Consider the following 26,066-nt stretch of genomic DNA (forward strand, 5'->3'; position numbering starts at 1 on the left):
TATAATTATTAATAAGCAAACAAGAGACACAACTACAATATGTCACAGGACGAGCAAAGACAGAACGAACGAAACTTCCCGCCGCGCATGCGCCCGAAGGATGACGCCAATGGTAACCGCAAAGGCCCGAAATTCAATATTTACTGGGTATGGGCCATCATCTTCGCCGTGCTGGTAGGATTCCAGTTATTCGGATCCCTTACCCCCGATACCAAGGAAATCAATCAGATTGAATTCTTCAAAATGCTTCAGGCAGGAGATGTGGACCATGTGACCACTATCACCAATAAAAACCGCGTTCGCGTTTACCTGAAAAAAGAAAGCGTTGAAAAGTATAAAACACAGCTTTCCAAAAACAGCAAAGCCAGCATCGAAAAAGGACCACAGTTCGATTTCCCTGTAATCAAGGCTGAAGAATTCGATAAGAAACTGACTGACTATTACGATAAGAATCCCAGTCAACAGCAAATTGTAAACAATCCCGTTCAGGAAGGCGAATGGTTCGGATCTCTGATCCAGCTGCTGCTGCCACTGGTGGTGATCATCCTCATCTGGATCATGCTCATGCGTAAAATGGGCGGCGGTGCAGGCGGCGGAAGCGGTCCCGGCGGAATTTTCAATATCGGCAAATCAAGGGCTACCCTCTTCGATAAAGGAACAAAAGTAAATATCACTTTCGCCGATGTGGCCGGCCTCGACGAAGCCAAGGTAGAAGTGATGGAGATCGTAGACTTTCTGAAGAACCCCAAAAAATATACAGCACTTGGCGGTAAGATCCCCAAAGGAGCGCTGCTGGTTGGTCCTCCCGGTACCGGTAAGACCCTCCTCGCCAAAGCAATGGCAGGTGAAGCACAGGTTCCTTTCTTCTCCATGAGCGGTTCCGATTTCGTAGAACTCTTTGTGGGTGTGGGTGCCAGCCGTGTTCGCGACCTCTTCAAACAGGCACGTGAAAAAGCACCATGTATCATCTTCATCGATGAGATCGATGCTATCGGTCGTGCTCGTGGCAAGAATGCCATGATGAGCAACGATGAACGTGAAAGCACGCTCAACCAGCTTCTCGTAGAGATGGATGGTTTCAGCGGCGAAAGCGGAATCATCGTACTGGCCGCTACCAACCGTCCCGACGTATTAGACACTGCGCTGCTGCGTCCCGGCCGTTTCGATCGCCAGATCTCTATCGACAAACCAGATCTCAAAGGCCGTGAGCATATCTTCAAAGTTCACCTGAAGCCAATCAAGATCTCCGAAAAAGTAGACATTCATAAACTCGCCGAACAAACCCCAGGTTTTGCCGGTGCAGACATCGCCAATATTTGTAACGAAGCCGCACTGATCGCTGCCCGTAAAGGAAAGCAGGCTGTTGAAATGGAAGATTTCCAGGATGCAGTAGACAGAGTGATCGGCGGTCTCGAAAAGAAAAACAAGATCATTTCTCCCGACGAGAAGAAGATCATTGCTTATCACGAAGCAGGCCACGCCATCTGCGGCTGGTTCCTCGAGCACGCTTACCCGCTGCTGAAAGTAACCATCGTTCCACGCGGTGTTGCTGCCCTCGGATATGCACAGTACACGCCGAAAGAACAATACCTGTACAATACCGATCAGCTGATGGATCAGATCTGCATGACGCTCGGCGGACGTGCAAGTGAAGAGATCTTCTTCGGCAAGATCTCTACCGGTGCACAGAACGACCTTCAACAGGTTACCCGCATCGCGTACAGCATGATCACTGTATATGGTATGAATGATAAAGTAGGTAACGTGAGTTTCTACGACCCCGCTGCTGAAAACTCATTCACCAAACCATACTCAGAAGAAACTTCCAAACTGATCGATGAAGAAGTAAGGAAACTTATCGACGTAGGATATGTAAAAACAAAACATCTGCTCACCGAGAAAAGAGCGGAAGTGGAAAAACTCGCCGAAGCACTGCTCGAAAAAGAAGTACTGTTCCAGAGCGATGTAGAAGCACTGATCGGTAAACGTCCTTACGGTGAAAAGAAAACACTGGATGTGGACGGAGATCCTGAGCATCATTCCGGAAACGGAGCTATCAGCGAAGGAGTTCCACCTTACGACAGCAACGTTACCAATCACCCGGTACAGTCCAACGAATCTGAACAGCAATCATGAATGTATCAGCATCAAAAGAGAACATTTTAAAGAAAATACGGAAGGCGTTGACCCAATCAACGCCTCTTCCTTTTCCACAAAGTGAGGGCAACAGTTCTGTGTATCATCCATCACAGCAGGAGCTGGAAGTGGAGTTCGCAGAACAGTTCACCAAGCTCACGGGCAAATTCATTTTCTGTCTCAGCTGGCAGGAACTGGCTTTGCAGCTCGGCATGGTAGCTGCCCATAATAACTGGCAGCATATCTATTGTCAGGAAACCGAACTGGCTCAAACACTCGCCACCAACGGGTTTGCGCCGCAACCTTACGATTCGCTCGCCAGCTGCGATGTGGCCATCACCACCTGCGAAAGCCTTATCGCCCGAACAGGTTCCATTGTGATGAGCGCTGCAGGCGCCAGCGGCAGAACCGTAAGTGTTTATGCGCCCATTCACGTTTGCATTGCACGAACCAATCAACTGGTGTACGATGTAAAGGATGGCATTCAGCTGGTAAAAGAAAAGTACGGAGCACAGCTTCCTTCACTCATCACTTTTGCAACAGGCCCAAGCCGCACTGCCGATATTGAAAAAACATTGGTGGTAGGTGTGCATGGTCCCAAAGAAGTGTATGTGTTTCTTGTAGACCAGTAACCTTATCAAACCATTAATCAATGAACCAGAGCATCCATCATCTTTTCGTGTATGGATCGTTGTTGAGCGGCTTCCAGCATCCGGCCTATGCCTACATCAGCCGGTACTTTACGCTCGTATCCAAAGCCACTGCTAACGGACATATTTACGATATAGGAGAATATCCCGGCGCAGTGCCAGCTCCGGCCCCGGCACTGATCAACGGAGAATTGTACGTAGTTAATCACAGCGACGAATTCTCCTTCGCCATCAAACAACTCGACGATTATGAAGGTTTTCTCGTTGAACCCGGCGAAATACCTTTGTTCCGCAGAGAAACAGTGGATGTTACCCACGATAACAACAGCACATCTGCCTGAATCTACTGGTACAACCGCGATGTATCAGGAAGCACCCTGATACCCAACGGAGATGCGCTTACCTATTGGAAACAAAAATCCTGACCCGAAATATTGCATGCAGTTACCTCCCGATAAAAAAGTATACTTTCTCTCCGACTTCCATCTCGGAGCGCCCAATGCTGCAGAAAGTCTCGAACGCGAAAAAAAGATCGTGGCATTTCTCGAAGAGATCCGCCACAAAGCAGCAGTGATCTTCATTGTAGGAGATATGTTCGATTTCTGGTACGAATACCGCACTGTTGTTCCCAAAGGTTTCGTACGGATACTCGGCAAACTCGCTGAACTCACAGATGCAGGCATCCCCATCCATTTCTTCGTAGGCAATCACGATATGTGGATGACAGACTACTTCCAGAAAGAACTCAACATACCCGTTTACTTCGAACCGAAAGAATTTCAATTCAACGGAAAGGAATTTTTGGTAGGTCATGGTGATGGTCTCGGTCCTGGTGATTACGGCTATAAATTCTTAAAGAAAGTTTTCCGTAATCCTGTGTGCCGCTGGCTCTTCGGCATTCTGCCTCCGTACATCGGCATGGGAATTGCCAATTATTCCAGCAGAAGAAGCAGGGCTGTAACCGGACAAGTAGATGAAAAATTCTTCGGCGAAGAAGGCGAGTGGCTCATCACTTACTGCAAAGAAGAACTGCAGAAAAAACATTACGATTACCTCGTGTTCGGCCATCGTCACCTTCCAATAGATTATACACTGAATAACGGCAAGAGCCGCTACATCAATCTTGGTGACTGGATCAGGTACTACACCTATGCAGAATTCGACGGAAAAGATATGCACCTGATTACGCGATATGCTGAGCTTGAAGAAAAAATCATCAGACAATAGCACTATGCTGAAATCCGCTGTCATCGCATGTTTCATATTGATCGGTCAGCTCGCTGCCAGCGCGCAGACTGTGGGTGTTCATCAGCTGAGCGATACCAGTTTTAAGATACAGCTGATTCTGAAGGGCGATTACACCGACTTCAATGTTGATAATCTCGGCAACCTTTATGTAGTAAATCAAACGGGTCAGCTGAAGAAGCTGGGCCCAAACGGAGATTCACTTGCGGTGTTCAATAATGTGCGTCAGTACGGGAAGATCCATTTCATCGACGTGAGCAATCCACTGAAAGTATTGCTGCACTTCAAAGATTTTGGAACCGTAGTAGTGCTCGATCGTTTTCTCAATGCGCGCAACAGCATCGACCTGAGAAGGCAACAACTTTTTCAGGTAAAATCAATCGGACAATCATACGACAACAACATTTGGGTGTACGATGAACTTGAAAGCAAACTGAAACGCATCGGGGAAGATGGAAGAACCATCGATCAGTCCGCTGATTTCAGACAGCTCTTCGATTCAACGCCATCGCCCTCTTTCATTGTTGATCAGAATAAACTGGTGTATCTCTACGATCCCACGAAAGGCGCCTACCTGTTCGATTATTACGGCACTTTCAAGAACCGTATCCGTTTTCTCGGCTGGACAGATTTTATGGTGATCGGCAATACCATTCTTGGAAGGGATGAAAACATCCTGTACAAATATGAACCCGGTTCGCTGAACCTGCAGGAATACCGCATTCCGCCTGAAATGCAGCACGCCAGAAAGATCAAGATCACCCCCGCCAATATCTACCTGCTGCGCGATGGTCAGCTCGAAGTGTATTCCTATCGCTGATCACTTTACTGAATACGTTAACTTTGTAAGGATCAATAACTACGCGGCGCATGAATAAATTTCTGGATTATGTTATTCTCGACAATACGATAAGAAGCTATTGCATGGTAGCAGGCACCATCCTGCTGGTAGTTTTTCTGAAGAGAATTTTATCGAGATATATTGCAGGGTTACTGTTCAAAGTAGTGCGCAAGATTGCGAGAGGCATCGATAAAACCTCTTTCGTAAATCTGGTAGTATCGCCACTGGAAACTTTTCTGCTGCTGGTAGTGAGCATCATCTCGCTCGACAAACTCAACTTCCCCGCGGTACTTAATTTCAAGGTCTATAAAATTACCTTACATAGCCTCATCGATGGTATTGCAGTAATTGTAGTGATCATAACATTCATCTGGCTGTTGCTGCGCATCATCGATTTCATTGCGTTGATATTGCATCAGAAAGCAGAGCGTGAGCACGATCAGCAGGATAATCAACTGGTAGTGTTCTTCAAAGATTTCTTCAAAGTGATACTGGTGATAATGGGCATTCTGATGGTGCTGAAATTTGCGTTCAGTTATCCCATCACAAACCTCATCACTGCACTGAGTATCGGCGGTGCGGCTATCGCACTTTCAACGCGTGAGAGTCTGGAGAACCTGATTGCCAGTTTCATCATTTTCATCGATAAACCTTTCATGGTAGGAGATATCGTGAAAGTGCAAACCATCACCGGCACCGTTGAAAAAATAGGACTGCGCAGTACGCGCATACGTACCGATCAGAAAACATATGTTACCATGCCTAACAAGCAGATGGTGGACAGCATCATGGATAACTTATCGCTGCGTACACAACGAAAGGGTAATGTGCAGCTTGAGTTGTCTTCAGATACATCCCGCGAAACCCTCCACCAGCTTGTATTAGCGATCGAAAATATTTTGCAGGCTAGAAAAGTTCAGGTAGAAAGCTCTGCTGTGTTTCTCTCAGATATCATAAAAAACTCATTCATAATACAGGTTGAATTTTTCACGGCTCCTGTGCCTGTGGCGGATTTCAATGCTATCCGTCAGGATATTTACTTCTCCATCATCGATCTGCTCGATGAAATGAATATCAGACTTGCAGCCAAAGAGTATGAGATAGTTGTAACAAAAGAGGCGTAATAATTTTTTAACGCATAGGGGTAAGAACAAATCACGTTGTCATATTTCCAAATACTGATAACATGAAGGTTCGTAATTACACAACCGGCATTCCAGGACGGAAGGTCGTGGTGGCTGCTCTGTGCTTACTGGTAACGGGTAGTGTACAGGCACAACAGGAAAACAATACCAAAAACAATAACAAAGGTGGCAGTGGTGGTGCACACATCGGATTTATATACCCGGTGAGTACTCACGGTAACCAGGCGGGTAAATCCACCAACAGTTTTTCTTTCCATGTATTGGGAGGACTGAGCCTCAATGAAACCGGATTCACTTTGTCCGGTCTCGGAAGCGTAATTAAAGGCAATGCAAGCGGCGCGCAGTTCGCAGGATTGCTGAATAACGTACAGGGACAAGCGTCGGGAGCGCAACTGGCGGGACTTTACAATTATGCGAAATATAATTCCGGTGCACAGCTCGCTGGTTTGTTCAATTCTACCCAAAAATCAAGTGGCACTCAAATAGCAGGATTCGGCAATTTTTCTAAAGGTGATTCGGCCAACGCTGGCGATCTGCAATTATCCGGCTTTCTCAATCTTCATCAGAATGTAACGGCACAGATTGGAGGGTTCGCCAATAAAGCAACCAACGCAGAATTTCAGATGGCAGGTTTTCTCAACAAAGGCAAAGATGTGAATGTGCAGGTAGCAGGCTTTCTGAACATCGCAAAAAAAGTAAAAGGAGTGCAGGTGGGCTTTATCAATATTGCCGACAGCAATGCCAATCCTGTAGGTATCATCAATATTGTGAAAGGTGGCGAAATGGGCATCAGAGTGAGTGTGGATGAGCTGGGTACACCTATGCTTTCATTCACATCAGGCGGTAAGAATTTGTATGGAGCACTTGGTGTTGGGTTCAATTCCAAAACAAAGAATACCATGTACGCGCTGGAGGGAGTGATAGGCATGCATTTCGACGTGTCTGAGTTTTTCAGACTGCATGGCGAAGTGGTTACTACAGTGCTGGATGATTTCAAGAAAGGAGACTTTCACCGGAATTCGATCAGGTTTTTCCCTGCATTCAGAATCGGCAATCAGCTGGAAGTGTTCGCAGGGCCGTCGATCAATTTCGTGAGTTACGATATCGCATCCGGCAAAGGAGATGCATTGGTGGAGCATGTATTTTGGAGTGAGAAACGCAACAATGGCAGATTCCACGGCATGTACATTGGTGCCACCGGAGGCATTTCATGGAAGTTAAAGTAAGCAGTGGGGTTACTGCTTACTTGACTCCTGAAATAATTTCACTCAGTTCTTTGTCCCACTGACCGGTTTTGCCATACTCTACAACACGGCCTGCTTCTTTTCCATCTTTCAATACAATGATGGTTGGAACATTGGTGATGTTGAGTGCTTCCGTGAGATGACCGATAGTTTTTTTGCTATGGTCAACGCCGATCAGTGTTACAGTTTCCTGATTAACACCCGCTGCATCGAGCAGTTGAAAGAACTTTGGAAGAATGTAGCGGGTATCGCCACACCAGGTACCACCGAATACGATGTACTGAACCTGATTGGCTTTAGACTTTACGCCGGCAATTACAGGAGCAGACGGTGAATAACCAGCCTGATTCTGCTGATACCATTTGAAGGCGCTGTCTTTCGCCAGCAGGTCGCGGTGAATAATTCCCTTGAGAATTTTGCGATCCCCTTCGCCGCTTACCTCGTATTGGGTCTGGGCGTATGTGCTCATAGTGATGACCAGTAAAAGGACAGATAATAAGGACTTCATAGACTATACAATATTATTAGTCTACAAATCTAGTAGAATTTATCCTTTTTACAAAGAGGCTTTAATTTCGAGCAGGAAACCCTTGATCTGCTGCAGGCTCTGGATCATTTCGAAGCGCTCACGGGCCTGTCTGTTCTTCTTCAGAAAATCTTTGGCGCCTTCGATGGTGAGTTTTCTTCTTCTGAGCAGGTCGTAGATCAGTTCGAGATTTTTGATATCAACCGGGCGGAAATGGCGGTCGCCTTTTCTGTTCTTGCGTGGTTGGATTATATCGAATTCGTTCTCCCAGAACCTAAGCAGGCTCTGATTTACACCGAACATGCCGGCTACTTCTCCGATGCTGTAGTACTGGCGGCGGAAAAGTGTGGAGTCTTCGGGAATATGTACATGGCTGGCCTCTGCATCCAGTGATTTGAGGGATTTGCGGCCGCGTGTAGATTTCTTTATCTGAACAGCTTCTTCGCTGCTATCGGTTTCTTCGTCGTGGAGAGAAGAAATATCTTCCTGCATTATGAAGTCTTCTTCAGTTGCAGATTCAACAGGGGCTGGCTGTTTGCTCACTGGTTCAGCAGCTTTGGCTGCAGGTGATGCATTCCGTTGGGTAACGGGATTTTCCTGTGAGTCAGGTACAACACCCGATGTAAACTGATTGGTGTCGGTTGAAATTTTTTCAGCTTTAACCGGAGCTTCGGGTTTGGCAGCAGCAACAGGTTGTTCTGTTGCTTCGGTTTGCTGCACCGGCGTCTGCGCTATTGGTTGTGTGCTGCTTTTTTCTGTGCGTTGCTTGTCGGCTTCTGCATAGATCTGTTTGGGAGGAAGCAGTGGCCCTCTGTTGCTGCTTGCAACCGGAGTTGCAGGTTGTGCAACCGGCGCTTCCTGCATAGGTGGAACGGTTGGTTCTTCAGCTGGCTCTTCCTGCAATTGGAAGAGCACGGGTTCTGTTGTGGCATAACCGCTTTTCTTTTCTTCCTCTTCTTCTTCGATCACTTCTTCAATTGCTTCCAGCTCATCGGTCTCCATTTCAGCTGCGATTGGTTCTGCGGAAATGGCTTGAACAGGATTTTCAGCAAGAGGGAGTTCTTTGCTGCTTTCGTCGGCAGATTCAGGTGTTTTGTCTGAACTGTTTTCGGAAGGAATATTGTGGATTACTTCGCTATCGTTATTCGGATTATTTTCACTTATGGGCGAATTGAGGTTCATCTCTCCGATGTAAGGCATTTCATCTTCATGAGCATCCGGGATGGATGTCTGAATTACCTGAGGTGTTTCGGGTGCTGCTGCTTTGGCTGTTTTTTCTTCGCTTTTTTCTCCGCCGTTCTGTAAGTTGTTTTCCTGTTCTGAATCACCAGCATCCGCTTTGGGTGCGGGTTTCATGGTCTTGATACGGAACCCTGCGGCCGGTGTTTCCTTCTCCGGCTCGGAATCTCCGAAATCAAATCCCATCTGGTTGTATTGTTTCTTATCCATAATTGTAAGCAGAGGTTCTCAACTAAAAATCATCAAAATTCGTGCAGTAAAAGTACGAACAAAAGAAGTGCCTCCTGCTGCAATGAGCGCTATACGCAGAACTGTGGAAAAGTTGCCCTGATATGTCCGTATCCAATGCCCGGAAAATTGATTCAGAGAACCAAAAAACAGTATCACAAAAGGCCGAAAAACTCACCCGGATACCCCGTTTCAGTCCCTCGTTGAGACATAAAACTGCAAGGCCTGCATAACCTGTGAAAGCACTGTTATAAAGTGGTAAAAAAGTGGATAAACAACGCTTTAAAAACCGTCTCAAAGCCTTAATTTTCGTACATTTGCAGGAATTCAACATTTTAAAACTGCAGAAGAATTTTCTGACGAATTTATGGATACAGAAACAACAGAAATCCTTAGTCCCAACAACAACGGATATGGTGCGGATAGCATACAGGTTTTAGAAGGTCTGGAAGCAGTGCGTAAACGCCCGGCGATGTACATTGGCGATGTTGGCGAAAAAGGGCTGCATCACCTGGTGTATGAGGTGGTAGACAACTCTATCGATGAAGCACTGGCCGGATACTGTAAGAATATCACCGTTTCCATTCATGAAGACAACTCAATTTCTGTGCAGGATGATGGCCGTGGTATCCCTACAGGCATCAACACCAAAGAAAAGAAGAGCGCACTGGAACTGGTTATGACCGTTCTCCATGCCGGTGGTAAATTCGATAAGAATACCTATAAAGTTTCCGGTGGTCTGCACGGTGTGGGTGTGAGCTGCGTAAACGCATTGAGCACTAAACTCCATGTAACTGTTCAACGTGAAGGAAAGATCTTCGAACAGGAATACAATATCGGTATACCTCAGTACGAAGTACGTTCCATCGGCACCAGCGATATCACCGGTACACACGTTCATTTCTGGCCCGATGCATCCATCTTCACTACCACACTCTACAAAAAAGATATTCTCGAAGGCCGTCTCCGTGAGCTGGCTTATCTGAATAAAGGCATCAACATCATCCTCAACGATCTTCGTGAGCTGGATGAAAACGGCGCCCACTACACCAAAAATTTCTACAGCGAAGGCGGTATCGTTGAGTTTGTGGAAATGCTGGATAAGAATGCCGGAAGATCGAGCCTGCTCCCCGCTGTAATTACTGTAGAAGGCCGCGATGAAGCTTCTAACGTTGCCGTTGAAGTTGCCATGACTTACAACGACAGCTATCATGAGCACATCTACTCCTACGTAAATAATATCAATACCATCGAAGGAGGTACGCACGTATCCGGCTTCCGCCGTTCACTCACGCGCGTATTCAAAAGCTACGGCGATAAGAACAACCTGTTCGAGAAAGCCAAAGTTGAAATCGAAGGTGACGACTTCCGTGAAGGCCTCAGTGCAGTGATCTCCGTGAAAGTGCCGGAGCCTCAGTTTGAAGGTCAGACTAAAACAAAGCTCGGAAACAGCGATGTGATGGGCGTTGTAGACTCAACCGTTTCAAGAGCGCTCGAAAGATTCCTCGAAGAGAATCCGAAAGAAGCTAAAAATATCATCTCCAAAGTGATCCTCGCTGCTCAGGCTCGCGCCGCAGCACGCAAGGCACGCGAACTGGTTCAACGTAAAAGTGTACTCAGCGGTGGTGGTCTCCCCGGTAAACTGGCCGACTGCTCCGACAGAGATGCTGATAAATGCGAACTCTTCCTGGTCGAAGGAGACTCGGCAGGTGGTACGGCCAAACAAGGCCGTAACCGGAACTTCCAGGCCATCCTGCCTTTGCGTGGTAAGATCCTCAACGTTGAAAAAGCGATGGAGCATAAGATCTACGAGAACGAAGAGATCCGCAATATGTACACCGCACTCGGTGTAACTGTAGGAACTCCGGAAGATCCAAAAGCGCTCAACCTCGCCAAACTCCGTTATCACAAGCTCATCATCATGACGGATGCCGACGTGGATGGTAGCCACATCGCAACTCTGATTCTTACCTTCATCTACCGTTACATGAAAGAGATGGTTGAACAAGGCTATGTGTACATCGCCCAACCACCGCTCTATCTGGTGAAAAAAGGTAAAGAAGCGCAATACGCCTGGAACGAAGAACAACGCAAGGCATTGGTTGAACGTCTCGGCAACGGAAAAGAAGACAGCGTAAACATTCAACGATACAAAGGTCTTGGTGAGATGAACGCAGATCAGCTCTGGGAAACAACCATGAACCCAGAATCCCGTACACTCAAGCAAGTGACCATCGAATCTGCTGCTGAAGCAGACCGTATCTTCTCTATGCTCATGGGTGATGAAGTAGCGCCACGCCGCGATTTCATCGAAAGCCATGCGAAGTATGCGAAGATCGACGTATAATTTTTTTACAACTGATTATATGCAAGGCTGCCTGTTCGGGCAGCCTTTTTTTGTGCTTGTGGATTTGATTTTATTGCGCAAATGGATATGCTTTGGATGTGAGAAAGCTGCCAGGCAGAGTAGCGTCACAGATGAGCTTTAGTTTGCAGGATATCACAGTAGAATAATATTGAGCTATGTACTCAACAGCTTTCCAGATCTCCAAAGCATACCCATTAGCGCTGACCCCGCTGGAGGTGTAACAGATGAAGGTGTGTTAAATGGGAATACGGCCAACACGCACTTTCAGCGATTGGCTGGTTTGGGGTAAGGTATTTACGGCCTTGAAAGCTGTTGCGTGAAAGATCAGTTATGTTCCAAAGCTCTATCCTCCTTACGTGCGTACATCTGTGATGCTACTCTGCCCGGCAGCTTTCGCGACGGAAATGACTTACCCCGAACCAGCCTGATCATTTCTCTCCGCGTTTTCGCCGTACTATCTCCGGTTCTGTAACAAAGAAAAACTGATGCAATACAGTAGCAGTTGTGTGTATTTTCCCATCCTTTAATATTGCTTTGGAATAGACAGGTTGCAGGCTGGTAAATGATCCCGTCATTTTTTGTACTGATGAGCCGGAGGTAACGGAAATGCTTACCTGTATTCCGGAACCGCTGCGGCTGCTGTCTTTCCACACTGCATATACCGATTTCCGGGGATCGGACTGATGGGTGAATTTAATCACGAAAAGCCCGCCGCTACTGGAGTCTATCACTTGCCCATTGCCATATTCAAACAGCGCCCGGCTGATTCCCTGATCATAGAAATAATTATCCCAGTACTTCACAGAATCGATCTGCCAGTTCTTATTGTAGTAATACCAGAGGTAACCGCTGCCGCTGTAATTGGTATATCTGTACGAAGGGTTCGGCGCTTCATCATCCTTGAAAGCGTATTGCACCCGCTCGGCCTCTGAAGTAGCCGCCCCCATTAGCTTTGAGCTGATGAGAAATATGCCGAGACTTTGTGGTGGCGTGTACCTGTCGTACTGCACCACTCCAAAGATGGTAGTGTCATACATGCCATTTTCCGTGCGCGTGCGCAGGAAAGATTTGTCTGCTCCATATTCATTGATAGTTACAGGAATATAACCGCGCCACTCGCGGTAAATATCGTTGAGCGATTGGATGGCATCCTGAAAATATCCTTTGTCTGAAGGAAAAGTGATATGGCTCCCAGGCAACTCCGATGTAAACGGACCAACACCTTTCTTTATACTGCCCGGATAAGAATGGAATCCTACATAATCAATCGGGGGATGCGCAGTATTGTAGGCGTATTGCAAAAACTTTATCACCGCACGCTGATACTGAACATCGATACCAGCCGTGGCAGGCAGATAGATTTTGAAATTGGGATCAGCGTTCTTCACGCCGAAACCCTTGTCCCATTTGTTGTTCCAGCCATCAATGGCCATCAGCATCATGCAGCCCGTTCCGATAGGATCGAGCCAGTAATTGGGAAAATACACACCATTGAATTCATTCCCCGGCTCTATGCCCCAGTGAGTGCCGGTGGCTTTTACATGCCCGTTTTTCTGGCGTGTGTACCGGTCGTCGGCGTTGGGATTACTGCCATAAGCGTAAGCAATGCTGTACATATTTTTGCCGAGTGTGCGATAACTGAGCGGATCCCGCCGGTCGGCCGCAGTATCGTCAACAGGTCTCCACGAAGTAGATTTCGTTTGATTGAAAACGTGAGTTGATGGCCCCTGCATCTGATAGTACATTCTTCTTCCGGGCATTACTTTCATGAGCACCGAATCGTAATACTCGGATGATGAAATGTCGCGCTGCGGCTGCAATACAAGCGTATCGTAATGAAAGCGGTTGGTTTGCTGCAATCCTTTTCGCATGATGGTAATGCTGTCGCAATCCTTCACCGGAAATACATTGTAAAAGTTGGAGCCCGTGAGATTGCGGATGGTGGCGCGATGTGCAGCTGCTTTGGCCACTGTGGTTTCATCTGCGTAATTGAAAGTGGTATCGCCGGTGCCGGTGGCTTCGCCATAGAAGATGATGCCGGTGAGATTGGTTTCGGGCGCCATCCAGTATCCTCCTTCTTTATAAAACATTTTTCTCCATCTGATGCTGGCCAAAAAATACTGAACGGTGGTATCTCCTTCCCACACTTTCTTCCATTCGTATTTACCTCCTTTGGTGATGATGCGGAGGGTGGGTGTTGTGTTATTCGTATACTGATAAATGTAAGAGGCAGACCGGGCGCTGTCGCCGAGTGTAATGTCTACGGTATCTTCAACAGGATTGGCAGGAGAGGTGCAAACCCATATTTCGCGGAGCCGGTACCGTTGCTGAAAATTGCCGCCGATCAACCGGTGACGACGATAACCATAATAATCTTCTGCCCCGATAGAGGTATTGCCACTGGTACTGTCGGGTATCAGCAACTGATTTCGCGGATCTGCTTTGCTGTCGAAATAATTAAATGTGGAATAAGCTGCACGCCCCCAGGCACCACTGAAATCCACTATCATATACGGGTTCAGCGATATTTTCTGAATGCCAATGTTATGATTATCAGTGCTGAAATTCTTGCTGACAGCCGCACTGCCATTAGTGGCAAATGAAGTAGTGGATTGGCTCCGCAGGCCATTGACCTGACAAATCAGCAATAGAAGTAGACAGAACTGGACAAATTTCATACTGACGGAATGATAGTTTTGAGGGGTCGAAGGTGAATATCCTGGTTTTTTTTGTGCGTAAGTTTTTGTGTAAAACACGTTCAAAATCAATGCGCATAGGCATTATATTGAAAAAAAACGTATATTTAGTTGTGCTTTGGTCCTTCTTTGGAGAACTTTTTGTAAAGTAACAATATTCAATTTACTAACCTCTTAAATGATTTGACTATGGCAGACATCAAGCTCACTGCATACAACGTAAAAACTAAAGAAAAAGGCGTTGAAATTAAAGACGCGGTGATCACTAAAACTGCAAAGGGCGCCTACATGGCACAGGGAAATGATGGTAAAGGCAATAAACTGACTACCCTGCTTGGCGAAGAAAAAGCACTTGCAGCTATCAAAGCAGGCGTAGCCAAACAAGGCTGGTAATCTCCTCCCGTTAAAAGAGACCGACAACTGATTGGCCGGAACAGGTTATTGCAGGTGCAATACAAAACCTGAGTTGGCTGTTCAGTTGTCCTTTTTTTGCCCATACTCCTCCAAAACAAAAAGCCTTCCTGCATTTCGTAAATAAATACTCCACACAGAAAAGGCTTTAGGTAAGCACAATTACGTGATAAGGTAAATTTCTTGAAACCGGTGTAGCTGAGGAAAGGAAAAATGGCGAATGCAAAAAGTTGGTACTTAAATATAGGATTTTTTTATCATTAAATAAAATCCATGTAGTCGAACTTTCTGCCGAGTATCGCCTGGTCGTTTGCTCCCAGCCATTTGTTGAGCAGGGTGGCATACACATTTTTGAAATCTACACTGTATTGCAGATCCCCGTTTTTGAGATTGCCGAGATCCGGCATGGCATTCAGCAGTCCTTTCTGTTTCAGCGCACCGCTGATGAAGAACATATTATTCGCAGTTCCATGATCGGTTCCGCCGCTGGCATTCTGCGCAACTCTTCTGCCGAACTCGGAGAAGGTCATCAGCATCACATCCTGAAAGCGGTTGTTCTGCTGAAGGTCTTTCACGAAGGCCGTGATGGCTGCATTCATTTCGGTGAAAAGTCTGTTCTGCTGTCCGCTCTGGCCAACATGCGTATCGAAACTGCCGAGTGAGAGATAATACACTTTGGTGTTGATGTCGGAGAAGATAAGCGATGCAATTGTTTTGAGGCTATTGCCGATATCTGTTGTTGGATAGCTTGTAGATGTAGGATGGATGCGGCTTTGCTTGAAAATGTAATCTGCACTGCTCATGGTCTCCGCCATGGTTTTGTACAGATAGTCCACGGGCTGTTCGCCGCTTTCATCCTGATGATTTTTGATTACTTCCCTGAAATATTTTTCATTGGATGTATTGAAGAGCCTGCGCGGATCTTTCATTGCAAGTCCCTTCACGTGCTCGCCTTTCATGGCCATGCTGAGCATATCGTCGAGCTCTAATGCCTGTGTGGGTTTGTCGCAACCGGCACACTGCGCATCGAGATAGCGGCCGAGCCATCCGGTGTACACAAATTTATCGCTGTCGCTGGCGCTATGCCAGATATCCATGCTGCGGAAATGCGAGCGGTCGGGATTGGGATAACCTACGTTGTTGAGAATACCGAGACTGCCATTGTCGTAGAGGTCTTTCAGTCCGGTGAGTGCAGGGTGCAAACCCGCTTCGTCAGTGAGTTGCAGCGCTGCTTCCCTTTCGATGCCGAGTTTGGGACGTACTTTATAATAGATATCGTTTCGAACAGGAATCACCGTATTCAAACCATCATTGCCGCCGCTGAGCTGCAGTATCACCATCACTTTATTGCCGGGAGGAACAAAGCCGGGTGTTTCAAAAGCTTTCATGAATTTGGGCAGCATCATCGATGCAGTGGCCAGTGATCCGATCTGTAGAAATTCTTTTCTTTTCAAAAGCATGGTATAGCTGTTTGATGCGGTTTAACAAAGTTGGTATTCTGGTGTGCTCATCAGCTGAATGGTAGCAGTTCTGATGTAACTGTCTCTGGTGCTGCTGTCGGAGAATTTGTCGAGTACCGTTGTGCTTACGCCATTGCTGGTTTGCAGTACGGTATTGCTGATGGCTGTGAGCAGTTTTTCTCTTGGTATCTTTTCGAATAATTTCGTATAGGCATCCCAGTTGACTATTGCGGAAATGATTTGTCCGCCTTTCTTTGGCGCCTGTTTGGGTTTGTCTTTCATGCCCATCATCTGATCGTCATCGTCTTTGGGTTGCAGCGCCAATGGGTCTTCGGCATAGATCATTTGCGGAATGCGGAGGCGGAGCATAAGAGATGAGCTGTCGATCCAGTTTGTTCCTCCGGGCCATCCGGCTACGTTGGGCGGATAGAAAAGTTGCTGGCCAAGCAGTCGCTGCAGCGTTATCTGCACTTCTTCATTGCTGATCTGCATGGGGATGGCTCTTCGTATGCCGGCGATCAGCAGTACGGGCGATTTGATGATGGAGCCTATATTGCGATGATCGTAGAACCAGTCGCTGCTGAAAATATCCTGTAAGAGAGCAGAGATATCGTATCCGTTTTTGTAGAAACGGTCACTCAGCCATTTGATATTGTTCTCGTCTTCTTTTTCATTCACGTAATAACGATAGATCTTACGCGTAATGTATTGCGCGGTTTGCGGATGTTCGATGAGAATATTGAGCACATCGTCTCCGTCGAAATTGCCTGATTTTCCGAGTATGGTTTTTCGGCCGGTATCGTGCTGTCCCTTGCGGAATACGAAGTTGCCGGCAGGATCTGTTCCCCATCCGGTGAAGGCGCGCGCGGCTTCTTTGATATCTTCCTCGGTGTAATTGCCGCGCCCCATGGTGAAGAGCTCCATCACTTCGCGCGCGAAGTTCTCATTGGGATGATCTTTCCTGTTCTGATTATTGTTGAGGAAGTTGATCATGCCTCCGCTTTTGCTTACAGCCCGGAGCAGGTCTGGAAATTTTCCGAGTGCATTGGTTCGAACTGCGTCGAGCAATTGTTGCTGATGCAATATGTTTTGTGAACGGCAGGCAAAATGTCCATGCCAGAAGAGGGCTGCTTTTTCACGAACCTGATCTTCACTGTTCACCATCTGATTGAGCCAGGTAAGATTGAGTGCACGGATCTCTTCGCGGTATCTCTCGCGGAGGAGTTTTTTATCTTCCTCGCTCAGTTGCCGTTTGCTTCTGATCACTTCGCTCAATCCCATGTAAAGGGTCTTCACATCAGCATCTGCCACATCGATGTAAGGCGGCAGTTTCGACGAGTCTTTGAACAGATTCTTCAGTAACTGTTTGTTGGAAATGCCTTCGAGTTCTTCTGCAGAGAGTGTGCCGGGACCGAAGCCTGCTCTCCATAATAAATGCTGGTTCCTGAGCTGCGTGGAAATTCCCATGAGGAAAATGGTTTTGCGTTTGACTGATGGGTATGCCGGAAGTTTAACAAGCTGTTGGGAAAAGGATGAAATGATCGCTGAGATTGAATTGCAACAATGATGCCTGTAAAAACAAAGAGAGAGCCGATACACAGCTCCCTCTTTGTTGAAGAATATTTGTAATGTGTAGATCACTTATTGCCTAAGAGAAAGCGGATGCCTATTGAAAAGTTGTTGACGTTATTAAGGCTGGTATTGAGATTCAGATATTTTGTCTCACCAATTTTCCGGTCTGCAATATTGAATTCTTCTCCTTTGCTATACTGAAAATTGAGTAGCGGGATAAAGCTTGCTTCAATTTGTATGGTTTTGGTGGCGGCATACGATATGCCTGGAATAACTGTTAAGTTGAAAGCCTGTTGTTTACTGCGCCATACCAGTTCCGATTCAGGAAGGTATTCTGCAGAATAAAATCCTGCACGGGCCTGGCCGAATGCGTAAAACCTTGGCAGCACATTCCAGTACTTCCGGGCAAAAAGTCCGCCCCCATAAGTATTTCTTTTGGTCTTATTCCCTTCACTACCCGAACTTACTTGTCCGAAAGTGACATCTGCCCCAAGTATAAGATTGTCTTCAATGGCGATACCCCAGGAGGGTGAAAGAGTTAAGAAATTTACTTTTACTTCTGGCCGGTTGGGAGTCTGTTCATATCTAAATTTATCTGTTCCGAATCCCAGTGATCCGCCAATCAGATGTGTACCTTTTTTGATCTGGGCTTGCGCAGATAAACAGAAAGAAGTGATGGCAATGGCCATCAGTGCATATTTTATTTTCATGATCTGAAATTTGAAGGGGTTACTTGGATAAGAGAAGTTTGAAGCCTACTGTAAAGGATGCGGCATTGTTAAAGCTGCTGTTGAAATCAAAAGCACTTTTTGAACTGATCTTATTTCCGTTATTTTCTCTTACACGCGTGTTGATGTAGTCGATAGTAAGCAGATTCATGAAAGTGCTTTCAAGGTGTACTTTTTTGCTGACAGCAAATGACACTCCCGGAAAGAAAGAGAGGCTCACCCTATGCTCTTTGCTCTGGATTTCAGGAAATGCTTCATTATTTGTTAATCCTTCCTTTGCATAGCGATAACCTAATCTTCCATTACCAAAAAGATAAAGCCGGTTTGCAATCCCCCAATATTTTCTGATGAATACACCCGCACCATATGCATCGGAATCGGGCGTTCTTAGGTTCGAATTTTTGTAAGTAATTTTTCTGTTGTCGTAGCTAAGATCGCCACCCACTACGAGATTGTCCTTGATAGCAATGCCTACTGAAGGGGCGGCTGTGATGAGGCGGTTGATTGTTTTTTCTCTATTGCCTGTTACTGAAGTGGATTCTGACCGGCTATATCCAAGGGAGCCTCCCAATAATACAGATCCCTCTTTGATCTGCGCCTGCGCATAAGTACAGGCAATACTACTCAATACTGCAAACAAGAGTAATTTTCTTTTCATAAACGGGTTTGTTTTTTATGAGCGCAAATATGCAGCAATACAACACTCACAGTGACCAATACCCTGTTAAATTCGACAATAAAAATTGTAAATTTTTCGAAAGACGATTTTTTGAAAAGGCGCAATAAAAAAGTGCGACGATTCAATTCGTCGCACTTACCATTTATTTTGTTGCACTTTATTTCGATTTGATCACAGTTACCAAACCGAAAAGAATGCTGCTGTTAAATATTCTTAAAACCGAGATAGCTATGCAGCACTTCGGGTAATTCAATTCCTTCTGCTGTTTGGTTGTTCTCCAGCAGGCATGCAAGAATCCTTGGCAATGCGAGTGAACTTCCATTGAGTGAATGTGCCAGTTGATTTTTTCCTGCACTGTCTTTGAAACGTACTTTCATGCGATTTGTCTGATACGCTTCAAAGTTAGATACAGAGCTTACTTCGAGCCATTTCTCCTGCGCTGCTGAATATACTTCGAAGTCGTATGTCTGTGCAGATGCAAAGCCCATATCACCTCCGCAGAGATTGAGAATGCGATACTCAAGATTCAGAGACTGCAACAGCAATTCTACATGCAGTACCATTTCTTCGAGTACCTGATAGCTCGTTTCAGGATGTACCAGTTGAACGATCTCTACTTTCTCAAACTGATGCAGGCGGTTCAATCCACGAACATCTTTACCGTAGCTTCCGGCTTCACGACGGAAACAGGGAGAGTAAGCAGTCATCTTTATCGGCAGATCTGTTTCTTTCAGCAGTTCATCACGATAAATATTCGTTACCGGAACTTCAGATGTTGGAATGAGATAGAATTTATCTTCATTTATATAATACATCTGTCCTTCTTTATCGGGCAATTGTCCGGTTCCGAATGCAGATGCTTCATTCACCACAAACGGAGGAACGATCTCCGTATATCCTGCTTTTGAATTGTAGTCGAGGAAATACGCAATCAGTGCGCGCTGCAGTCTGGCGCCTTTTCCGAGATAAACCGGAAAGCCGCTTCCGGTGATCTTATTGCCGAGCTCGAAATCGATGAGCTTGTGTTTCTTCGCGAGATCCCAGTGAGGAACTGCTGTTGCAGGAAGTACAGGTCTTTTGCCACCCACACGAACCACCACATTCTCTTCCGGTGTTCTTCCTTTGGGAACATTGGCTGAAGGGAGGTTAGGCAATTTCACAATAGTGTCTTCCAGTTCCTTTTCTACGGATGCCAGTTTTTCCGATATCGGCTGGAGGCTTTCTTTCAGAGAGGGTACTGACTGCTTGAGTTTTTCAGCTTCTTCTTTCTGACCTTTTGCCATTAACTGACCGATCTCCTTGGATGCGCTGTTCACTTTCGCCTGGTTGGTATCGAACTCCAGCTGAAGTTTTTTGCGTTCATCATCCAATGCTAAGATGGTGTCTACCAGCGACAGCTCCTGGAAATGCTTAACGGTCAATCGCTCTTTTACCTGTTCTGTGTGCTGTCTGATAAAGGGAACCTGTAGCATTATTCAAATGATTTGCAACAAAGATAATTGCTGAGGCTGCATTTTTTGCAGAACCCTTACTGCGACTGCTTCATTTTTTTATAAATACCGGGAATGGCGCGTTCCATGAACCGATCGGGGAGCGCCAGCTCCGTAAACCCGAACTGGCGGTAAAGCCCATGCGCATCGCGGGTTCCGAGCATAAAGCGGCGGATATTCTGCAGGTCGGGATGATTGAAGATCACCTCCATCAGCCATTTGCTGAGGCCGCGTCCGCGGTAGGTTTCATCTATAAAAACATCTGCGAGATAGCCGAATGTGGCTTTGTCGGTGATCATCCGGGCGAAGCCCACCTGGCGTTCGTTGTGATACACACCGAAACACATGGCGCCTTCAATGGATCGTTCTACAAAAGATCTGGGGATCTCTTCGGCCCAGTATGTGCCCGAAAGCACACTGTGAACATAGTCCACATCGATCTTTTCCTTGTCGGTACTGATGGTGTAATCGTCTTTGGTCCAGGTCATAACCCATACATTTTCACTAAAGTTAGCAATTGGGTTGGTATCAGCCTTTGTCCGATTCATATCATATTTTAACTAATGAGATGAGCGGGAGGGCCGATCCGGAATACTGCCTATCTTTGCAGCTATGCAAGTACAGGATGATCTGATGACACGCTGGTGGACGCTCGAAGCGAAGCTGGTAGAAAGGTTTGGGAAGAAGCCTGACATGGAGACTATTCTCTTTCTGATAGGTATTCAGGAATTTGGTGAGCCACGCGAGAAATTCACCAAAGAGCAGAAGCAGGATCTGATGCATATCGCTGTCTGCGCTCTCATGTCGCAGAGCGGCTACTACGAACTGGAGGGGACCGACATTGATGGCTGGCCGCATTACAGACAACTGAAAAGTTTACCCGTAATGAATATGATAGAACAGGAGAACTTCATGAAAGATCATATCCTGCTCTATTTCGATCAGCGCGGTTTTTAATAATAGACCCCGTCCACAAAACCATGAACAGATTGCTTATGATGCTGGCCCTCGCACTGGGCGCAGCCGCTTGTAGTCCACGCCTCTCCAATGGCCTCCGTACCAGCGACCTCAACAAAGATGTTGAAATGGTCACTGATAAAGGAACCCTCATCATCAGGCTTTCTGACTCCACACCCATTCACAGGGATAATTTCCTCCGACTGGTAAAAGCAAAATATTACGACAGCATACTCTTCCACAGAGTGATCAATAATTTTATGGTGCAGGGTGGCGATCCCAACAGCAAGCGCGCGAAAGCCGGCGTTATGCTTGGTGAAGGCGGACCTGCATATACCGTTCCTGCAGAATTCAGGGCATCGCTCTTCCATAAAAAAGGAGTGATCGCCGCAGCCCGCGAAGGCGACGATACCAATCCACTCAAAGCCAGCAGCGGATCACAATTTTATCTTGTTCAGGGAAAAGTTTTCACGGAGGCAGGCCTCGATTCCCTTGAAACATACCGGCTGAGAAGAAAGATACCCGCCGATCAACGGGCTGTGTACAAAACAATCGGCGGCACGCCGCATCTGGATCTTAATTACACCGTATTTGGCGAAGTGATCAGCGGTCTCCCCGTGATAGACAGTATCGCCAAAGTAGCAACCAGCAGAGGAGAAGGCGGAGACAGACCCGTGCAGGATGTACGCATCCTCAAAGCCCGCCTGGTGAAACGACAATAAACCTGTACGCCATATGTTCCATCTCTCAAAGCAGATGACTGCCTGCATCGTCGCGGGCGGCATTGTCCTATGCGCATCCCCTAACGTATCCGCACAATCGAAAAAAGAAGAAGCATTGCTTCAGCAAACCAGCGAAGTGAATAACCTGATGGTGCAGTACAATGCAGACAGGGGAAGCCTCAGCCGTTTCTACGCAGTTCCTTTTTCTCCCGAACGCAGAGAACGTTTTGTGCAATTTCAGCAGGAGTATCTGCAGAAACTCGAAGGCATTGCTTACGATCCGCTTTCTGTAGGATCGAAAGTAGATTACCTGCTCTTCAGAAGAAATCTCAATAACCAGCTTCGTTTGCTCGATACAGAAAAAGCAGGGTATGATAAGATCAGCAGATTGCTGCCTTTCGCACCGGCGGTGTATCAGCTCGAAAAGCAACGCAGGCGCGGCCTCACGCAAGACGGAAAGAAGCTGGCCGCCGAACTGTTCGACTGGCAGAAACAGATCCGTCAGCAACTGAAACAACTTACTGCAGAACCAGAGATGGATATGGCCGATGCCGACATGGCCAGCGGCGCCACCAAAGGATTGCAGCAGGCGCTGAAATCTGTATATGATTTTTATTACGGCTACGATCCCGCCTTCAGCTGGTGGATACAGCAACCATACAAAACCACCGACAGTTTGCTCGGTGTTTATGCCTTTGCACTGAAAGCAAAAGGAAAGATCACCACAACACAAAAAGACGATGGCAGCGGCATCATCGGAAAGCCCATCGGGCGCGATGAACTGATCCGTCAGCTTCAGTACGAAATGATCCCCTACACACCCGAAGACCTGATCGAAATGGCCAATAAAGAATTCGCCTGGTGCGATCAGGAAATGCTCAAAGCCAGCAGGGAAATGGGTTTTGGCGACGACTGGAAAAAAGCGATGGAGAAAGTGAAGAACACCTACGTTCCAGAAGGCCGTCAGCCCGAAGCCATTCTCCGCTTGTACAATGAGAGCATCGCATTTCTGAAGAAGAATGAGCTGATCACCATTCCACCACTGGCCGAAGAAACCTGGAGAATGATCATGATGAGTCCGCAGCAGCAATTGATCAGTCCGTTTTTCTTAGGCGGCGAAGTGATCATGATCGCCTATCCTACCAACACCATGGAAGAAGACGAGAAGCTGATGAGCATGCGCGGCAACAACCCGCATTTCTCCCGTGCCACTGTGCATCACGAACTGATTGCGGGTCACCACCTGCAAGGCTTTATGGGAGACCGTTACAAAGCATACCGCAATTTCGATACGCCGTTCTGGATGGAAGGATGGGCCCTGTATCAGGAGTTCATTCTATGGGATAAGAAATTTCCGCAGTCGCCCGAAGACCGCATTGGCATGTTGTTCTGGAGAATGCACCGCTGTGCGCGCATCATCTTTTCGCTCAATTACCATCTTGGGAACTGGACGCCGCAGCAGTGTATAGACTTTCTGGTAGACCGTGTGAACCACGAGCGCGCGAATGCAGCAGGGGAAGTGCGGAGATCGTTCACCGGCGGTTACGGACCACTGTACCAGCTGGCCTATATGGTTGGTGGCCAGCAATTTTATGCCCTCAAAAAAGAACTGGTTGATAGCGGAAAGATGAGCTTTAAACAATTTCACGATGCCATATTGCGTGAGAACAGCATGCCTGTAGAAATGGTGCGGGCCATCCTTACCAATCAGGCTCCGAAAAAAGATTTTACCACCAGCTGGAAATTTTATGGCAAATAGGTTGCTTTTCTTAATCTTTGCAGCACTAAATTTTACGTCATGAATTTTCCTGCTAATCTTCGTTATACCAAAGACCATGAATGGGTTCTGCTTGAAGGAAATGTAGCCACAATTGGCATCACTGAATTTGCTCAGCGCGAACTGGGCGATATCGTTTTCGTTGATATCCCTACTGTAGGCAAAAGCCTCGAAGCTGAGGAAGTATTCGGAACAGTAGAAGCTGTAAAAACAGTATCTGACCTGTTTCTGCCAGTAGCTGGTACCATCAATTCACAGAATGAAGAGCTGGAAGGTGAACCAGAACTGGTAAACACTGATCCATACGGAGACGGATGGATGATTAAAATGACCGTAAAGAACCCTGCAGACGTAGCTGGATTGCTCGATGCAGCGGCTTATACAAAGCTGGTGGGCGAATAAATCCGGAAATAATCATATTTCGTATATAAAAGAGTGGTTTGCATATCCACTCTTTTTTTATTATATTGGGCTTGCTTAGCTGAAACTAATACTTGCCCACTACAAAAACATACACAGAGCAACAGCTCGTATCCTTGCTGAAAACCAGGGATAATCAGGCTTTTGGATATCTCTATGACCACTACTCAGGGGCATTATACACCATTATAGTACAGATTCTCAGTGATGTTGAACTGGCGAACGATGTTCTTCAGGAAGTATTTATCAATATCTGGCGAAAGATCGATAGCTATGATCATAACAAAGGACGCCTGTTCACCTGGATGCTGAACATCGCCAGGAACGCCTCTATCGACACACTACGTTCCAAAACCTATCAAAACGACCGCAAAAATCAACCCATGCCCGGCATGGTTGATGAGCCGATGATGCCCGGACAAGCATCACACCTGAATATCGACAATATCGGGTTCAGGAAAGTATTGTCTCAGCTGAAAGACGACCAGAGAATATTAATCGACTTAGCATATTTTAAAGGATATACGCACGAAGAGATTGCAACAATACAACAGATACCGTTGGGAACGGTAAAAACGCGTATCAGGAATGCATTGATTCAATTACGGGAATTTTTAAAGTGAACATAAAGGAATACATAGACAGTGGAATCGTAGAGTATGTAGTACTCGGACTTGCCAAACCGCAGGACAGGGCAGAGTTTGAACAACTCTGTATTACTTATCCTGAGTTGGTGCAGGCCCGTGAGGCATTCGAAGCGAAACTGGAGGATTTTTACATCCAACAGACGTCTACCATCGTATTACCCGCAGAGTTAAGGCTCAGATTTACAGAAGCAATGGAAAACTCTTCTATAAATCAAACACCAACTAAAGTTTTCGCTATGGAAAATTCGAACAGACCCCGGCGGACTAACTGGCTCGCCGTCGCATCCGTTATTCTGTTGATTGCATGTGCCTACTTTGCTTACCAGTTCTATTCTCAGAATGAAACCCTGAAGAAGGCCAACGCCGAACTCCAGCAAAAAGCTGATTCAACCGACGCTATCCTCCAGCAGATCATTGCAGAGCAGAAAGTATTCAAAGATTCGAACGTAACCGTTGTAAGCATGGAAGGAACCAAAGTGGCTCCCCGTTCTTCTGCCAACGTTTACTGGGATTCTACCAATTCGAGCGTATTCCTCGTAGTGAAGAATATGCCGAAACTTCCATCAGATCAGCAGTACCAGCTCTGGGCGCTCATCGATGGAAAACCCAAAGACCTGGGTGTATTCGATTCGGAACAGGAAAAGCTGATTCTGAAGATGAAGGGCACTCAGAAAGCTGAAGCCTTTGCTATCACTATCGAGAAGAAGGGAGGTAATCCGTCGCCGACTCTTGAGAAGATGCAATCGCTTGGTAAAACAAAAGCGCCGTTATGACGCCGCTGACCGCTTGATTGCAACGATGATATTTAAAAAAAAGATTCCTCCGGGAATCTTTTTTTATGTACACCTTTCAGTATCATTGTTGCAAACACCGCCCCCCGTGGAG

General features: G+C 46.5%; 24 protein-coding genes. 15 read left to right on the top strand and 9 right to left on the bottom strand.

The window, feature by feature from the left end:
- Positions 1–39: 39 nt before the first annotated feature.
- From ftsH to HHL16_RS05775, 7 genes are all read left to right on the top strand, one after another.
- Positions 40–2,136, top strand: a complete 2,097-nt coding sequence (ftsH, locus tag HHL16_RS05745) for an ATP-dependent zinc metalloprotease FtsH (protein WP_169424178.1) — start codon at positions 40–42, stop codon at positions 2,134–2,136.
- 47 nt (positions 2,137–2,183) lie between these two features.
- Complete coding sequence (locus tag HHL16_RS05750) at positions 2,184–2,768, top strand: LUD domain-containing protein (RefSeq protein ID WP_240965836.1); 585 nt, start codon at positions 2,184–2,186, stop codon at positions 2,766–2,768.
- Between the two features lie 20 nt (positions 2,769–2,788).
- Positions 2,789–3,127, top strand: coding sequence for a gamma-glutamylcyclotransferase family protein (locus tag HHL16_RS05755; protein ID WP_169424180.1), 339 nt, complete (start codon positions 2,789–2,791; stop codon positions 3,125–3,127).
- A gap of 52 nt (positions 3,128–3,179) precedes the next feature.
- A complete protein-coding gene (locus HHL16_RS05760; protein WP_240965837.1) occupies positions 3,180–4,013 on the top strand; it encodes a UDP-2,3-diacylglucosamine diphosphatase in 834 nt (277 codons plus the stop codon).
- Positions 4,014–4,017: 4 nt separating this feature from the next.
- Positions 4,018–4,851 carry a hypothetical protein gene (locus HHL16_RS05765; RefSeq protein ID WP_169424181.1) on the top strand — a complete coding sequence of 278 codons (834 nt, stop codon included), beginning with the start codon at positions 4,018–4,020 and terminating at the stop codon, positions 4,849–4,851.
- A 50-nt stretch (positions 4,852–4,901) separates the two neighbouring features.
- Positions 4,902–5,996, top strand: a complete 1,095-nt coding sequence (locus HHL16_RS05770) for a mechanosensitive ion channel domain-containing protein (RefSeq protein ID WP_169424182.1) — start codon at positions 4,902–4,904, stop codon at positions 5,994–5,996.
- Between the two features lie 62 nt (positions 5,997–6,058).
- Positions 6,059–7,243 carry a hypothetical protein gene (locus HHL16_RS05775; protein WP_169424183.1) on the top strand — a complete coding sequence of 395 codons (1,185 nt, stop codon included), beginning with the start codon at positions 6,059–6,061 and terminating at the stop codon, positions 7,241–7,243.
- A gap of 16 nt (positions 7,244–7,259) precedes the next feature.
- Here the strand turns inward: HHL16_RS05775 and HHL16_RS05780 are convergent, their stop codons facing one another.
- Positions 7,260–7,730, bottom strand: coding sequence for a thioredoxin family protein (locus tag HHL16_RS05780; protein ID WP_169424184.1), 471 nt, complete (start codon positions 7,728–7,730; stop codon positions 7,260–7,262).
- Positions 7,731–7,817: 87 nt separating this feature from the next.
- Positions 7,818–9,236, bottom strand: a complete 1,419-nt coding sequence (locus tag HHL16_RS24955; protein ID WP_240965839.1) for a MerR family transcriptional regulator — start codon at positions 9,234–9,236, stop codon at positions 7,818–7,820.
- Positions 9,237–9,621: 385 nt separating this feature from the next.
- On the opposite strand from HHL16_RS24955, the gene gyrB reads away from it, so the two are divergent.
- Positions 9,622–11,601: a DNA topoisomerase (ATP-hydrolyzing) subunit B gene (gyrB, locus tag HHL16_RS05790; protein ID WP_169424185.1), complete on the top strand. Its 1,980-nt coding sequence runs from the start codon at positions 9,622–9,624 to the stop codon at positions 11,599–11,601.
- A 449-nt stretch (positions 11,602–12,050) separates the two neighbouring features.
- Here gyrB and HHL16_RS05795 read toward each other — a convergent pair whose 3' ends face one another.
- Positions 12,051–14,300 carry a hypothetical protein gene (locus tag HHL16_RS05795; protein ID WP_169424186.1) on the bottom strand — a complete coding sequence of 750 codons (2,250 nt, stop codon included), beginning with the start codon at positions 14,298–14,300 and terminating at the stop codon, positions 12,051–12,053.
- Between the two features lie 207 nt (positions 14,301–14,507).
- Here HHL16_RS05795 and HHL16_RS05800 point away from each other — a divergent pair, with 207 nt between their 5' ends.
- Positions 14,508–14,711, top strand: a complete 204-nt coding sequence (locus HHL16_RS05800) for a hypothetical protein (protein ID WP_169424187.1) — start codon at positions 14,508–14,510, stop codon at positions 14,709–14,711.
- 278 nt (positions 14,712–14,989) lie between these two features.
- Here HHL16_RS05800 and HHL16_RS05805 read toward each other — a convergent pair whose 3' ends face one another.
- The 6 genes from HHL16_RS05805 to HHL16_RS05830 form a co-directional block, all read right to left on the bottom strand.
- Positions 14,990–16,189 (bottom strand): DUF1501 domain-containing protein, encoded by a 1,200-nt coding sequence (locus HHL16_RS05805; protein ID WP_169424188.1) that lies wholly within the window; start codon positions 16,187–16,189, stop codon positions 14,990–14,992.
- Between the two features lie 21 nt (positions 16,190–16,210).
- The gene (locus HHL16_RS05810) at positions 16,211–17,656 is read right to left on the bottom strand and encodes a DUF1800 domain-containing protein (RefSeq protein ID WP_169424189.1); all 1,446 of its coding nucleotides are present in this window, start codon (positions 17,654–17,656) and stop codon (positions 16,211–16,213) included.
- 170 nt (positions 17,657–17,826) lie between these two features.
- Positions 17,827–18,471: a hypothetical protein gene (locus tag HHL16_RS05815; protein WP_169424190.1), complete on the bottom strand. Its 645-nt coding sequence runs from the start codon at positions 18,469–18,471 to the stop codon at positions 17,827–17,829.
- 19 nt (positions 18,472–18,490) lie between these two features.
- Positions 18,491–19,147: a hypothetical protein gene (locus tag HHL16_RS05820; protein ID WP_169424191.1), complete on the bottom strand. Its 657-nt coding sequence runs from the start codon at positions 19,145–19,147 to the stop codon at positions 18,491–18,493.
- A 224-nt stretch (positions 19,148–19,371) separates the two neighbouring features.
- The gene (gene serS, locus HHL16_RS05825) at positions 19,372–20,640 is read right to left on the bottom strand and encodes a serine--tRNA ligase (protein ID WP_169424192.1); all 1,269 of its coding nucleotides are present in this window, start codon (positions 20,638–20,640) and stop codon (positions 19,372–19,374) included.
- Positions 20,641–20,696: 56 nt separating this feature from the next.
- Positions 20,697–21,146 (bottom strand): GNAT family N-acetyltransferase, encoded by a 450-nt coding sequence (locus tag HHL16_RS05830; RefSeq protein ID WP_169424193.1) that lies wholly within the window; start codon positions 21,144–21,146, stop codon positions 20,697–20,699.
- Between the two features lie 124 nt (positions 21,147–21,270).
- Between HHL16_RS05830 and HHL16_RS05835 the strand changes: the two genes are divergently transcribed.
- The 6 genes from HHL16_RS05835 (at position 21,271) to HHL16_RS05860 (ending at position 25,954) form a co-directional block, all read left to right on the top strand.
- A complete protein-coding gene (locus HHL16_RS05835) occupies positions 21,271–21,615 on the top strand; it encodes a hypothetical protein (protein ID WP_169424194.1) in 345 nt (114 codons plus the stop codon).
- A 23-nt stretch (positions 21,616–21,638) separates the two neighbouring features.
- The gene (locus tag HHL16_RS05840) at positions 21,639–22,337 is read left to right on the top strand and encodes a peptidylprolyl isomerase (RefSeq protein WP_169424195.1); all 699 of its coding nucleotides are present in this window, start codon (positions 21,639–21,641) and stop codon (positions 22,335–22,337) included.
- A 13-nt stretch (positions 22,338–22,350) separates the two neighbouring features.
- Positions 22,351–24,096 (top strand): DUF885 family protein, encoded by a 1,746-nt coding sequence (locus HHL16_RS05845; RefSeq protein ID WP_240965842.1) that lies wholly within the window; start codon positions 22,351–22,353, stop codon positions 24,094–24,096.
- 39 nt (positions 24,097–24,135) lie between these two features.
- Complete coding sequence (gene gcvH, locus HHL16_RS05850; RefSeq protein WP_169424196.1) at positions 24,136–24,516, top strand: glycine cleavage system protein GcvH; 381 nt, start codon at positions 24,136–24,138, stop codon at positions 24,514–24,516.
- 92 nt (positions 24,517–24,608) lie between these two features.
- Entirely contained in the window at positions 24,609–25,157 is a 549-nt protein-coding gene (locus tag HHL16_RS05855; protein ID WP_169424197.1) for a sigma-70 family RNA polymerase sigma factor, read from the top strand.
- Complete coding sequence (locus HHL16_RS05860) at positions 25,154–25,954, top strand: anti-sigma factor (RefSeq protein WP_169424198.1); 801 nt, start codon at positions 25,154–25,156, stop codon at positions 25,952–25,954. Before HHL16_RS05855 ends, HHL16_RS05860 begins: the two co-directional genes overlap by 4 nt.
- Positions 25,955–26,066: the final 112 nt, after the last annotated feature.

Source organism: Pseudoflavitalea sp. G-6-1-2 (assembly GCF_012927185.1).
Lineage (GTDB): Bacteria > Bacteroidota > Bacteroidia > Chitinophagales > Chitinophagaceae > Pseudobacter.